This window comes from Xanthomonas sp. XNM01 (assembly GCF_014851915.1).
Taxonomy (GTDB): domain Bacteria; phylum Pseudomonadota; class Gammaproteobacteria; order Xanthomonadales; family Xanthomonadaceae; genus Pseudoxanthomonas.
This window is the reverse complement of sequence record NZ_JACVAP010000005.1, coordinates 69289-81257: the sequence shown is the minus strand read 5'-3', so window position 1 is coordinate 81257 and position 11969 is coordinate 69289. Positions and strand designations below refer to the sequence as shown.

Annotated in this window: 13 protein-coding genes; 5 read left to right on the top strand and 8 right to left on the bottom strand. The window is 71.2% G+C overall.

Annotation, left to right across the window (positions count from 1 at the left end):
• Positions 1 to 69: 69 nt before the first annotated feature.
• Positions 70 to 588, bottom strand: coding sequence for a hypothetical protein (locus IB242_RS17050; protein ID WP_192282393.1), 519 nt, complete (start codon positions 586 to 588; stop codon positions 70 to 72).
• A 205-nt stretch (positions 589 to 793) separates the two neighbouring features.
• Here IB242_RS17050 and IB242_RS17045 point away from each other — a divergent pair, with 205 nt between their 5' ends.
• Positions 794 to 1660, top strand: coding sequence for a type II toxin-antitoxin system RelE/ParE family toxin (locus IB242_RS17045; RefSeq protein WP_192282391.1), 867 nt, complete (start codon positions 794 to 796; stop codon positions 1658 to 1660).
• A 360-nt stretch (positions 1661 to 2020) separates the two neighbouring features.
• On the opposite strand, the gene IB242_RS17040 is transcribed toward IB242_RS17045, so the two are convergent.
• The 3 genes from IB242_RS17040 to IB242_RS17030 form a co-directional block, all read right to left on the bottom strand.
• Entirely contained in the window at positions 2021 to 2470 is a 450-nt protein-coding gene (locus IB242_RS17040; protein WP_192282389.1) for a hypothetical protein, read from the bottom strand.
• 180 nt (positions 2471 to 2650) lie between these two features.
• Complete coding sequence (locus IB242_RS17035; RefSeq protein WP_192282387.1) at positions 2651 to 3097, bottom strand: hypothetical protein; 447 nt, start codon at positions 3095 to 3097, stop codon at positions 2651 to 2653.
• Entirely contained in the window at positions 3094 to 3738 is a 645-nt protein-coding gene (locus tag IB242_RS17030; protein WP_192282385.1) for a DUF5671 domain-containing protein, read from the bottom strand. The genes IB242_RS17035 and IB242_RS17030 overlap by 4 nt, the downstream gene beginning before the upstream one ends.
• Before the next feature lie 431 nt (positions 3739 to 4169).
• On the opposite strand from IB242_RS17030, the gene IB242_RS17025 reads away from it, so the two are divergent.
• Positions 4170 to 5174, top strand: coding sequence for a type VI immunity family protein (locus tag IB242_RS17025; protein WP_192282383.1), 1005 nt, complete (start codon positions 4170 to 4172; stop codon positions 5172 to 5174).
• Between the two features lie 194 nt (positions 5175 to 5368).
• Here the strand turns inward: IB242_RS17025 and IB242_RS17020 are convergent, their stop codons facing one another.
• Entirely contained in the window at positions 5369 to 6193 is an 825-nt protein-coding gene (locus IB242_RS17020) for an aminoglycoside adenylyltransferase family protein (protein WP_343237167.1), read from the bottom strand.
• 247 nt (positions 6194 to 6440) lie between these two features.
• Between IB242_RS17020 and IB242_RS17015 the strand changes: the two genes are divergently transcribed.
• The 3 genes from IB242_RS17015 to egtD all read left to right on the top strand — a co-directional run bounded on the left by IB242_RS17015 (position 6441) and on the right by egtD (position 9217).
• On the top strand, positions 6441 to 6830 hold the full coding sequence (locus tag IB242_RS17015; RefSeq protein ID WP_192282379.1) for a nuclear transport factor 2 family protein: 390 nt from the start codon (positions 6441 to 6443) through the stop codon (positions 6828 to 6830).
• Between the two features lie 141 nt (positions 6831 to 6971).
• Positions 6972 to 8255: an ergothioneine biosynthesis protein EgtB gene (egtB, locus tag IB242_RS20540; protein WP_225540803.1), complete on the top strand. Its 1284-nt coding sequence runs from the start codon at positions 6972 to 6974 to the stop codon at positions 8253 to 8255.
• Positions 8252 to 9217, top strand: coding sequence for an L-histidine N(alpha)-methyltransferase (egtD, locus tag IB242_RS17010; protein ID WP_225540802.1), 966 nt, complete (start codon positions 8252 to 8254; stop codon positions 9215 to 9217). Before egtB ends, egtD begins: the two co-directional genes overlap by 4 nt.
• Before the next feature lie 153 nt (positions 9218 to 9370).
• Here egtD and IB242_RS17005 read toward each other — a convergent pair whose 3' ends face one another.
• From IB242_RS17005 to IB242_RS16995, 3 genes are all read right to left on the bottom strand, one after another.
• Positions 9371 to 10378, bottom strand: a complete 1008-nt coding sequence (locus IB242_RS17005; RefSeq protein ID WP_192282375.1) for a sel1 repeat family protein — start codon at positions 10376 to 10378, stop codon at positions 9371 to 9373.
• Positions 10379 to 10391: 13 nt separating this feature from the next.
• Entirely contained in the window at positions 10392 to 11345 is a 954-nt protein-coding gene (locus IB242_RS17000) for an RluA family pseudouridine synthase (RefSeq protein WP_192282373.1), read from the bottom strand.
• Positions 11346 to 11436: 91 nt separating this feature from the next.
• A complete protein-coding gene (locus IB242_RS16995) occupies positions 11437 to 11928 on the bottom strand; it encodes a MarR family winged helix-turn-helix transcriptional regulator (protein ID WP_192282371.1) in 492 nt (163 codons plus the stop codon).
• Between the last annotated feature and the right edge of the window lie 41 nt (positions 11929 to 11969).

Below are 11969 nucleotides of genomic sequence, written 5' to 3'. Positions count from 1 at the left end.
GCGGCCGGCAGGTCCGGGCGAGGACCGCCCGTTCAAGCAGGCACATGCCGGCCGGCATGCGCCCCCGCCTCAGACCGCCGTGCCCGATGCCTGCCGCAGCCGGCGCATCCGCCACCACAGCCCGGCCACCTGCACCAGCGAGTACATGACCACGGTGGCGGCGATGCCCATCGTCAGCGGGCTGGCCTGGAACGCGCCGGCGCTGCCGCCGCCGAAGGCGCCATCGGCCCAGCGCCAGGCCAGGCGGCCGACCAGCAGCATCATCAACGCACCACCGATCCAGGCGTTGGGCGTGTAGACGCCCTGGCCGTCGCGCCACTGCGTGTCGGTCAGCCGCAGCGACAGCACCGCCAGCGCGGTGCCGGCCAGGGTGCCCAGCCCGATACCCGGTGCCACCCCGGCCAGGCCGTAGGCGGCGAACGCCAGCGAGGCCATCACCAGCGCCAGCAGGGTGAAACGCGCGACCGCGGCGCCCGGCTTCCACACCTGGACGCCGAAGGATCTGCGTGCGCGCCGATAGACCAGGAAGCCCACGGCCGCCATCGACAGGTAGGGAATCAGCGGTGCGGCGGCGGCGGGAGCGGGCATGGCGGACGTCCTTGGTGGGTGTGTGGACAGCCTGCGCCCGGCGGCGCGCCGGATCAGGTGCCGGTTGTCACTTTCTGAACCTCCATCCGTCATCGCCACCCGCAGGTCACGGGCCGGTCGCCGGTCCGCGTTACGATGCGGGGCTCCCCTGCCCCTTCCCCCGAAGCTGCATGACGTCCCGCCCCCACGACGCGCCTCCGCCGGCATGAGCGAGGCGTCGACCCGCGCGCAGACCGGGACAACCCCCAGGATCGACCGCCTCCAGCCATGGCTGGCCGCGCTGCTGAGCGCGCTGCTGCATGTGCTGATGGTGCTGCTCCTGCAGTGGGCGTCGCCGCCCGTGGTGAGTTCGCCCGAAGGCGCGGCCGGCGGCGGCGCCCGGATGCGGGTGGACTTCGTCGGCGAGACCAGCCAGCCCGAACTGCAGACCACGGCGCCACCGAGCCCGCGCCCGTCCGAGGCACCGCGGCCGGTGCGGCCACGCCCCACCGCCGCGCCGACCCGCTCGACGCTGGTGCTGCAGGCGGAAAACCCGGTGCCGCCCGAAGCGCCGCCGGCACCGGTCGAGCCACCCAGCGTGCAGGAGCCCGAGCCTTCGCCACCGGAGCGGACCGCGGCCTCCTCGCCGCCACCGACGGTGGAGCCGCAGCGCCATCCCGAACGCTGGACCGGGCGGCCGCCGGGCCTGATCGAGGAGGACACCGCGCCGGAGAACGCCGGCCTGTCGCGCAGCCCGATGGTCAGCCGCGGCAACCGCAACGACATGGCCGGCACCGACGGCAGCATGGAGATCGGTGGCTACCAGGTCTATTACGACCTGCGCGGCGAGAACCAGGTGCGCGAATGGATGGCCGGCGGCATGACCGAGCTGTCGCTGCCGTTGCCCGGAACCGAGTACTACATGGTCTGCCCGCTGCAGGTCGCGCTGGAGCGCGGCTCCAGCAAGTGCCGCCTGCTGCACCCCTCGTCGCCGGAGATGAAGGCCATCGGCGACGCCCGCGAGGTCATCACCATCGTCTCGGTCTACAAACAGGGCCAGCAGGTCTGGCGTGGGCCGGGCCCGTATCGCTGAGTGTTTCGCCGATGGCTGCGTCTGCCCGGCAGCCGGTCTTGGATCGCAACCGCGTCGAATGCGGTCACAGGGCAGTCGCGGCGGCCGCCGCTCCTACAAAACGTCCCGCCAACGCAGCACCACACGCCTGTAGGAGGCCGCTCGAGGCCGACCGCCCTGCCTCGATCGCAGCCGTGTCGAATGCGGTCACAGGGCAGTCGCGGCGGCCGCCGCCCCCCTACGAAACATCCCGCCAACGCAGCACCACACGCCTGTAGGAGGCCGCTGGAGGCCGACCGCCCTGCCTCGATCACAGCCGTGTCGAATGCCGTCACTGGTCGCCGCGGCCGCCATCGCACTGGCACCGGCCGCGCGCCGCGCTCAGCGCGCGGCGTTGACGTCGCGTCGCGACATCCTGTTCCACGTCACATGCGACAACCCGTCGGTCAGGCAGACCGCGAGGTAACCGCTCTCCAGCGTCCACTCGTCGCAGCCGTCCAGGCCCAGATGGGTCGTCGGCGGGCCGTGCGCGTCCACGATGCGGGCGCGGGCCGCGGCCCGGGCATCGCCTTCCAGCGTCGGGACGAAGCGGAACCCGAGCTGGTCGATCCGGCCGTCACGCTGGCCGACCCACAAGCGGCCCGGCTGCTCCAGGTAGCGGCCGTCGTCGGCCGTGCACGCGGCCTCGCAGCGCAGCGACGGCATCGCGCGGCGCGCCTCCTCCAGTGGCTGGCCGATCCACAGCCCGGCCATGCCGAACGCATTCTCCGGCGGCGCCTGGCCGGTGGGTCCGGCCGCATGCAGCGGACCGCACAGGCCCAATCCCAACATGGTCGCAACGAGGGTCCCGCGCATGTGTCCTCACCCGGTGACTGGTCTTCGATGGCGCGCTGCAACCCGTCGCGCAGCGCTGGTGCCGGCATTCGGCCGGTAGCGGTGGCAGGTCGATGCCGTCGCGCCGCAGGAGATCGCGTTCGATGCCATCTCCATGTGGTCGCTGCCGCGCCTGGCTCAGCCTGCGTCCGAGGCAGGCGTCGGCGTCCAGCTGCGGTCGAAGCAGTGCCGCCCCACCGGATGCAGCCAGTCGTCCTCGTCGAGGCGGCGCTGGTCGGGCTCGTCGACCGCGGTATCGGTGGCGAAGGTCGCGCACACCCGGAACGTCTTCGCCTGCCGCACTTCGTACACATAGGGCAGCGCCGTGTCCGGGTCGGTGATGGACAGGCGCAGGCCGGGCCGGCTGGCCAGCGTGGTCAGGTCCGGCGCCAGCGCACCGTTGCGGTCGGCGTGCTGACGCGCGGCGTCGACGATGCGCTGCAGGTCGGACACGCGGCGCTCGTCCAAGCGCAGGGCGCGCTGCTGCGCGGGCGTACCCATCACCACGATCGCGGCGGCCACCGTGCCGATCACCACCACCGTGGCGGCGACGAGCAGCACACGGCCCAGGGTCTGTGCGTTCATGCCTCCACCTCCTCGCGGCGCAGGTCGAGCAGGTAGTAGCCGAAGATGCCGCCGGCCAGCAGTGCCACCACCAGCACCTTGAGCAGGAAGCGCACGCTCAGCTCGCCGCCCAGCACGTTGAAGACCAGCACGGCCATGTCGACCAGCAGCGTGGTCGCGGCGATGAACAGGGTGAGATAGGTCAACCAGCGCCGCACGGCCGACAGCCGCTTGACCGGATTGCTGGCCAGCTCGCGCGCCAGCATCCGCGCGACCAGCAGGAACACCGGATAGGCGATCAGCACCCAGGCCACCGACCAGCGCATCGATTTGTGCCCCCGCGCCCAGTAGCTGTACTGCACGCCCGGATCCGGGTACGCGTGGTTGATCAGGTCGAACAGCAGGCTGCCCACGTGGAACGCCCACAGGTACAGCGTGGCGAACAGCACCAGGTAGAAGAACGCCTCGCGCGCCGACAGATACGGCCGCGGGCGCGGCACCGGCACGGGAAAGGCGACATCGGCATACACCGACAGCACGCTGCGCACCTGCTCGGGCGGCCAGCCGGCCTGCGCCAGCACCGCCTCGATCCGCGTCCGCGACTGCCCCTGCGTCAGCGCGTCGCGGACGAAGCGCTCCAGATCCTGTGTTGCTGCGGCCATCACCGGCTCCTGCCAAGAATGGCGCGGAGCCTAGCGCATCTCCCGGCAGCCGGCGTTCCGGCCGCGTTAAAGGCGGCGCGGCCGGACAGCGTCCGTGGCGGCGCGGATCGCGCACGCCGGGTACGCCGCCCTGCAGCAGGGCTGCCGGAAGGCGAATGACAGACGCTGCGGCGGCCATCGCACCCCGCGATGGCAGGAGCGGCCATGCCGGGCGATCGTGAAGCCGCACATGGACGCAGCCGACTCCGGCCGTGCATGCGACCGCTGCCGCGCACGGCCAGACTGTTGCCCGGACACGTCGGGCACAGGCCGGCCACGTGCCCGCGACCACCGGACCATCCTGCGAAATCACCCGCGTGGTGCCGGAAGATGGAGGGCCGGGGGCCACGCGGACGACGTCGCGGCGCATCGCAGGCTGCTAGGGTGCCCGCATGGAGATGCATGCACTGCTGGACACGATGGCCGCCCACGCAGCGAACGACGCGCTCGTACGGCTCGACGAGATCGGCCTGCCCGCGGACAAATCGATCCGCTGGCTGTACGGCCTGGCCGCCGGTCTGTACTTCGCCGACGGCGATGCGCGCCGCACGCGCGAGGCGATGCGCGGGCTGGCACTGCGCTATTACGACCTGGCCGAGGGCAACACCAACGTGCTGGCCTTCGACGGTGGTTCCAAGCGGCTGGGCACGAAGCAGGTGCTGGTGGACTACTTCGACCAGCCGGCGTACCTCGACGCGTCGAATACCGCCGGCTTCTACCTCCGGCACCGGCCGAAGGGCGCGCTGCGCTCGGGCGAACCGGTGCACGACTACTTCACCACCCTGCTGCCCTGCACCGGCTACCGCGGCGGCAATGGACGGCTGCTGTACCAGACCCGGCTGGCCGAGCTGGCACGCGACCCGGCCGGCGTGGTGCGCTTCTTCGTCGATGCCTGCCGGGAGCTGCGGGTGTTCTACGCGGTGTCCGGCCTGTCGCTGCTGTTCGCCACCTACGCCAGCAGCGCACCGGAGCGGGCGCATCCGGTCCTGTGCCGCTTTCCCGGCCTGCTGTACGAGGACGGCACCCACTTCGGCATGGAGATCCGCCACCGCACCGACGCGATCCGCGACGTGAACTGGCTGACCGCGATCGACGATGCCCTGCTCGCCCGCGTCGGCGGCCTCGATGCCGCACGTGCCGCGCTCGGCGATGCGGTCGTCCTGCATCCCTACGATGGTGGCGTCGTGTTCCAGGCCGGCGCGATGCCGGTGCTCGGCGACCTCGACAACGGCGGCGCCCCGGCCGCGTACCGCGCGGTCAATGCCTTCCTCCGGCCGCTGCGCCTCGCGCACTGGGAGCGCCCCTACCTGCGCGTGCCCCATGACGTGGACGAGATGGCGTTCACCGACTGGTGGACGCGGCGTTTCGACGAGGAGGCGGGCGGCCGGTTCCGGTAAAAGGCCGCTCGTACATGCCTGCTCGCATGCGGGAGGGCTGACCGGCATGCGGGTCGCCCCGGCTGCGTGCGCGACGGGCGTACGACCCGGCACGACCCGCCGGCCTCGCGCAGCCGCGTGCCGGTGGCGCGCCCACCGCCCGATGCCATGCCGGATGCGCGACCGCGGTGCCTGGGGCCGTGCGTGCGCCTGCGCTATCCCTGTTGCGGCCGCGCCAGGGCACCGATGCCCGCATCCAGCATGTGCGCGACCTCGGTGCGCACATGCGCGATGTAGGCGGCGACGGCGTCGGGATGCGAGGCGAGCGTGTCGCCACCCCGCCCCAGGTACGCCGCCCTCGCCGTCGCCAGGACCGGCCGGTGCCGCGCATCCAGCAAGGGCAGCAGCCAGTCCGCGGCGACGTCCTTGGAGGCGATGCGGCCGGTCGCGGCGGTGTATCGGATCCGGGCGAGCGCCAGCACGATGTTGCGTTCGTCGCCGGCCCAGTCGTCCGGCGTGTTCCATTGCGCGATCGTGTCCTGCAGCGCGCGGGCGATGTCCGCGTCGGGCACGGGTGCGACCAGATCGACGGGACCGGGCCCGACCAGCGCGATGCCATGCTCGCGGACCTGCCGCAGCAGGATCGCCAGATCGTGATCGGGCATCGGCGGCTCGAACCGGCCCGTTGCGATGTCGGCGCGCAGCCACTCGCCGAACTGCAGCTCGCGGCGCGCCGGATGACGCCATGGAACGATACGGTCGTGCGCGACCACCGTCAGTTCCAGCGGCCGCAGCGTCGCGCAGGTGCCGGGCGGCGCCGAGGCGGACAGCAGATCGACCAGCAACGCGTGGCGCACGGACGCGTCCGGCGCAGCGCGCACGATCACCAGCAGGTCGATGTCGCTCGATGGTTTCAGCCCGCCCTGCACCGCGGAACCGAACAGATGGACCGCGACGACCGTATCGCCAAGGTGGCACCGGACGATGCCGCGGACCTGCGCCAGCTGCGGTAAGAGCGATGAAGGAACATGCCGGTGCACGCGCGCATCGTAGCAGCGCCGTGCGCATGCCCTGCCGCCAGCGGTGGTCGACGATGCTGGCGACCGCTCCATTCTCGAAAGCGGATCCCGGGCTGTCTGCGCTGCAGGCGAGCGCCACTGCGATGCGCAGCGGCGCTACGGACCGGACGCCGCCGCTCATGCACCGATGCGGAGGCGGCGCGCCCGCACATCGCCACCGCGGGCAACATGCGACCGTTCGTGTATCCACTACCGTGCGGGATGCCCGATGACGACGCACGCAGACATCATGACGCTGGAACGCCAGTTCTGGCAGGCGATGCAGGACATGGACATGGAGACGGCGGTGTCGCTGCTGGATTCGCCTTCGATCACGGTCGCCGCGCGCGGCGTCGTCCGCTTCGCACCCGACCAGTACCGTGCGATGGCGCAGTCCGGCAACGGGCGGATCACCGCCTTCGCGTTCTTCGATGAACAGGTCATCTTTCCTGCACCGGATGTCGCCGTCGCCGCGTACGGGGCCATGCAGGCGTTCACCGTGAACGGCGAACACCACGACATGGTGGTGTACGACACGACGACCTGGGTGCGGAAGAACGGCCGCTGGCTGGCCTGTGCGCATACCGAGACGCCGGAGAAGGCCGGGCGTCCCCGATAGGACGCCGTGCACGACCAGCGAGCGCGGGGCATCACCGGACCACGGCCGCATGGCGGCCTACGGGAATGGGCTCCTGGCTTCACGCCCGCATTCACCCATCGATGACGTGACGCTCATGCCCCCGTCGCTACGGTGCCGGCCATGCACGCGATTCCTGTCCCGCCGGCCGCGCCGCCGGCCGCCACCGATCCCCTGGCATTGCGCTTCGCCCACGTGCGTGCGGCCAGCAGGCGCCTGGCCGCGCCGCTCTCGGCCGAGGACGCGATGGTGCAGAGCATGGACGACGCCAGCCCGGCCAAATGGCACCTGGCGCACACCACCTGGTTCTTCGACCACTTCGTGCTGCAGGCCGCCGGCGATGCGCCGGCGCGGCCGGACTGGCAGTACCTGCTCAACAGCTATTACGACAGCGCCGGCCCGCGCCATCCGCGGCCCCGGCGCGGCCTGCTGTCGCGACCGACGCTGGACGAGGTGCGCCTGTACCGCGCCGAGGTCGATACCCGCATCGACGACGGCCTGGCTGCCGGCCGCTTCGACGACACGCTGCGCCGGCGCCTGCTGCTGGGCCTGCAGCACGAGCAGCAGCACCAGGAGCTGCTGCTGACCGACATCAAGCACGCGCTGGGCTGCAACCCGCTGCAGCCGGCCTACCGCGACGACCTGCAGCAGCGCGCCGGTCGCGCGGTGCCGCTGCGCTGGGTCGATGCGGAGGAATCGATCATCTCCATCGGTGCGCCGCGCTGGCCCGAGCACGCGCCGGATTTCGCCTACGACAACGAGTCGCCGCGGCACCGCGTGCTCGTCCCTGCCCATGCGCTGGCCAACCGCCCGGTCAGCAACGCCGAGTACCGCGCCTTCATTGAGGACGGCGGCTACCGCACTTCCACGCTGTGGCTCAGCGACGGCTGGGCCGCGGTGCAGGCACAGGGCTGGGAGCGGCCGCTGTACTGGCAGCCGGACCTGGCCCACGCCTTCAGCCTCGGTGGGGTGCGGGCGCTGGACCCGCATGCGCCGGTCTGCCACCTCAGCTACTACGAAGCCGATGCCTACGCGCGCTGGGCCGGTGCGCGCCTGCCGACCGAGGCCGAGTGGGAACGCGCCGCCGCACAGCAGCCGGTGCAGGGACATTTCGCGGATGACGGCCTGCTGGAACCGCAGGCCGCGCAGCCCGGCGACGGCCTGCTGCAGCTGTACGGCGATGTCTGGGAATGGACGTCCAGCGCCTACACCGCCTATCCCGGCTATCGCCCGTGGAACGACGACACCGGCGAATACAACGGCAAGTTCATGTGCAGCCAGTGGGTGCTGCGCGGCGGCAGCTGCGCGACCCCGGCAGGCCACGTGCGCGCCAGCTACCGCAATTTCTTCCCGCCGGCTACGCGCTGGCAGTTCGCCGGCCTTCGTCTGGCAAGGAACCCCGCATGAATGCCGTCGCCCCGATCCGCCTGCCCGATCCCGCCGCCACCCTGCGCGAGGACGCGCTGGCCGGCCTGAGCGCCACGCCGAAGCGGCTGCCGTCGAAGTACTTCTACGACGCGCGCGGCTCGGCCCTGTTCGACGCCATCACCCGGCAGCCCGAGTACTACCTGACCCGCACCGAGCTGGAGCTGCTGGCGCGCAGCATGCCGGCGATCGCCGCGCGCGTCGGCGCCGGCGCGCACGTGGTCGAGTACGGCAGCGGCAGCGGGCTCAAGACCGAAACCCTGCTGGACGGCCTGGATGCCCCGCGCGCCTACACCCCGGTGGAGATCTCGCCCAGCGCACTGGACGCCAGCGTCGCGCGCCTGCACGCGCGCTTCCCGGCCGTGGCGATGCGCCCGCTGTGCGCCGACTTCACCCGCCCGCTGGCGCTGCCGCCGGCCACCGGCGACGGCCGCGTGCTGGTGTTCTTCCCCGGTTCCACCCTGGGCAACTTCGCCGATGCCGAGGCGGTGGCGATCCTCAAGGCGATGGCCGCCACGATTGCCGGGAAAGGCGGCACGCATGGCATGGCGCTGGTCGGCATCGACCTGGTCAAGGACCCGGCGCGGATCGAGGCCGCCTACAACGATGCCGCCGGCGTCACCGCCGCGTTCACCCTGAACCTGCTGACGCGGCTCAACCGCGAGCTCGGCGCCGACTTCGACCTGGACGCCTTCGCGCACCGTGCCCGCTACGTGCCGCTGCGCGAGCGCATCGAGACCCACATCGTCAGCCGCCGCGCACAGACCGTGACCGTCGCCGGCCAGCGGATCGCGTTCGCCGACGGCGAGGCGATGCTGGTCGAGTACAGCCACAAGTACCGCGACGCGCGCTTCGCCGCCCTCGCCGCGCAGGCCGGGCTGCGCGTGATCGACGGCTGGGGCGGCGAACGCGAAGGCTTCGGGCTGCGGCTGCTGGCGCGCTGAGGCACTGAAGCGAACCGGCACGGCACGCCGCACCGGCGACGCCCCGTTCGATGACGGCAGGCTGCGCCTGTCCGCGTGAGGCCGTCAGCGGTCGGCGCCGGTGTCAGCTCGGCAGGCGGCCTGGGCCTCTGTCCGTCCTGTGCTGGAGTGCGCTTACCGGCGACCGCCCAACCGGTCCAGTGCCGCGGCAGCCTTCGGCTCGCCCAGCGCCACGGCCCGCTTCAGCCAGACCTCGGCATCTCCCTGCTCGCCCGCATCGGCATGCATCAGCCCGGCGTTGTACGCACCAATCGCGCTGCCCAGTTCCGCGGCCTGCTTGAAGGCAGCCAGCGCACGCTCGGGGCACAGCAGGAACACGTCGTGCCCGATCCCGGCGTGCAGCACCCCGTCGGCATTGCCCTGCTCCACAAACTGGTCTTCCTCGTCGACCAGCACGCCGTGCACCAGCGCCATCATCACGTCCTCGCCCGCGGGCACCAGGTACTGGCCGGAGGTCCTGATCGACGCCGCCTGGCGCGTGCTGCGTATCGCACTGCCGTCCTGGCTCAACCACAGAAAACCATCGCTGCCGTCGACCGGCAGACCGTCGAGCGCTGCGGACAGACGCCGCGCCAGGGTATCGGTGCCGCCATCGGGACGCGCCGACGTCCATGAGCCGACCAGGCGCACGCGCCGGTCACTCTCCGGCCGCCCTGCCCGGACCGCGGCAGCCACCTCGTCCACCGTCAGGATCCGGCCCTCACCGTCGTACATCCGCCACGGGCTGCTCTGCACGCCGATGGTGAACACCTGCGGGATCTCGAAGGCGTTCAGCGCCAGGAACAAGGCCTGCGATCCGGCCGTGCAGTCCTCCGCGGGCGATGCCGCAGCGCACTGCGGAATCGTCAATGCGCCGTCCAGTCCCTGGGTCGGGGCGCAGGCCAACGCGAGACCTGGCAACAACGCGATCGCAAGCATCGCCGTGAGCCGCCGCGTGGCCAGCGCCAGCCGTGTGCCGGCGCTCCGTGGCGTCCCCGCCTTCGCCGACGTCGCCGGTGTCTGCCCGGGACGCAGTCGCGCTGTGCACGTGGCTGCCGGTTCTTCCATGGATCGCATCGAGTGCTCCCTCATCCGCAACGCGCGTCGCGGCTGTCGCGATCCTAACGGAAGACCGGACGACACTGACGCAGGCAGGTCACGGATCGTGCGGTCCGTGCTCCGCGCCTTGTTGCATCTGCGCGCTTCCGGGTGGAGACCAGGCGGCGGACAGACGCGAGCGGGCCGTGAAGCAACGCGGCTCACCATCGCGCGGATCGTCGAATGCCAGCGTTTCGGCCAGCAGCTGCAGCGGCCGTTCCGGATCGTCCGGCCGTTCGTCTTCCAGGTCGGGATAGAACCGGTCGTGCAGGATCGGCGCGCCCAGCGCCGCCATGTGCACGCGTAGCTGGTGCTTGCGCCCGGTGACCGGCTCCAGCCGGTAGGTCCACATCTCCGCACCGCGTGCGACCACGTCGATCACCGTCTCGCTGTTCGGCGCGCCCGCGCCTTCGCGCATCCGGAAGAACGGCTCGCCCGGCTCCAGCCGGCTGCGATGCACATACGGAAACCTCAGCCCCGGCAGCGGCGCCGCCACCGCCAGGTAATGCTTGCGGATGCGCCGCTCGCGGAACAGCGCCTGGTAGATGCCGCGCGTCTCCCTGCAGGCCGAGAACAGCACCAGCCCGGCGGTGTCGCGGTCGATGCGGTGCAGCGGCACCAGATCCGGATTGCCGAAGCGCCGCACCAGCCGGGTCAGCAGGGTCTCGCGCACGTACGCGCCAGTCGGTGCCACCGGCAGGAAGTGCGGCTTGCAGGCGACGACCAGATGCGCGTCGGCATGCACCACCGTTTCGGTGAAGGGGATGACGGGCTCGTCCGGGACCTCGCGGAAATACTGGATTTCGGCACCGATGCGATATGGCGCAGATGCATCGAGCGGCTGGCCGTCGGCATCCAGCACGCAGCCGCGCGCGAAGCGGTTCTGCCACGTGGCGGCGTCCACTTCCGGGAAGCGGGCGCGCAACGCGTCAAAGACCGTCTTCCATGGCCCCGGCGGGAGCTGCAGACGGCTCGCGACGATGCCATCGCGGATGGCACGTTCAACGGTCATCTGGCTGGATACCTCAATGGACAGCCGCCATCGTACGTAGCCTGAGGTTGCCGGACGAGAGGCAGGCCGAAGCTGGCTCCATTCCAGAGTGCTATGGCGCGGGCTTTTGGTTCGTTCTCTGAAGCCGCTCCAGGAACGGCAGCTCGCGACAGCTGCGCTCCAGCGCCCACAGCATCCGAAGCGAGTCCTCTCCAGCCGTATCCAGCAGTTCGCTGGATGCCTGCTCCATGACTACAAGCGCTTCGCGGATGTGTACCAGCTCGTTCCGCCCTTTCTTCGTCAGGGCCACCAGGGTCCTGCGCCGGTCGGCCGGATCGTCGCTCGATTTCACCAGCGACAGCCTGGTCAATTCCCTGATCCAGACGATCACCAGCGGATGCGACTGCCGCAGTAGCCCCGCCAGCTCGGTCACTCCCAGCGGACCGTGCGCGTCCAGAGCGAGAAGCGTGGATATCGTGCGTGGCGGCGCGGTGACGCCAACGGTCGGATACCAGTCGGCTGCGCCATGCACCAGTTCGTCTGCGAGCCGGCGCAGGAGGTGCGCGAGAAACGCGGGACCCTGCTGCTGAATGAAGTCTGTCATGTCGCCTGTTCCTTTCGGGATTGACGCCTCCGGCCAGAAGC

Excerpts from the sequence above, each read along its gene's own strand:
- IB242_RS16995 (WP_192282371.1), bottom strand. The coding sequence starts at position 11,928 with ATGACAGACTTCATTCAGCAGCAGGGTCCCGCGTTTCTCGCGCACCTC.
- IB242_RS17040 (WP_192282389.1), bottom strand. The coding sequence starts at position 2,470 with ATGTTGGGATTGGGCCTGTGCGGTCCGCTGCATGCGGCCGGACCCACC.
- IB242_RS17000 (WP_192282373.1), bottom strand. The coding sequence starts at position 11,345 with ATGACCGTTGAACGTGCCATCCGCGATGGCATCGTCGCGAGCCGTCTG.
- egtB (WP_225540803.1), top strand. The coding sequence starts at position 6,972 with ATGCACGCGATTCCTGTCCCGCCGGCCGCGCCGCCGGCCGCCACCGAT.
- IB242_RS17035 (WP_192282387.1), bottom strand. The coding sequence starts at position 3,097 with ATGAACGCACAGACCCTGGGCCGTGTGCTGCTCGTCGCCGCCACGGTG.
- IB242_RS17030 (WP_192282385.1), bottom strand. The coding sequence starts at position 3,738 with ATGGCCGCAGCAACACAGGATCTGGAGCGCTTCGTCCGCGACGCGCTG.
- egtD (WP_225540802.1), top strand. The coding sequence starts at position 8,252 with ATGAATGCCGTCGCCCCGATCCGCCTGCCCGATCCCGCCGCCACCCTG.
- IB242_RS17045 (WP_192282391.1), top strand. The coding sequence starts at position 794 with ATGAGCGAGGCGTCGACCCGCGCGCAGACCGGGACAACCCCCAGGATC.
- IB242_RS17050 (WP_192282393.1), bottom strand. The coding sequence starts at position 588 with ATGCCCGCTCCCGCCGCCGCCGCACCGCTGATTCCCTACCTGTCGATG.
- IB242_RS17015 (WP_192282379.1), top strand. The coding sequence starts at position 6,441 with ATGACGACGCACGCAGACATCATGACGCTGGAACGCCAGTTCTGGCAG.
- IB242_RS17025 (WP_192282383.1), top strand. The coding sequence starts at position 4,170 with ATGGAGATGCATGCACTGCTGGACACGATGGCCGCCCACGCAGCGAAC.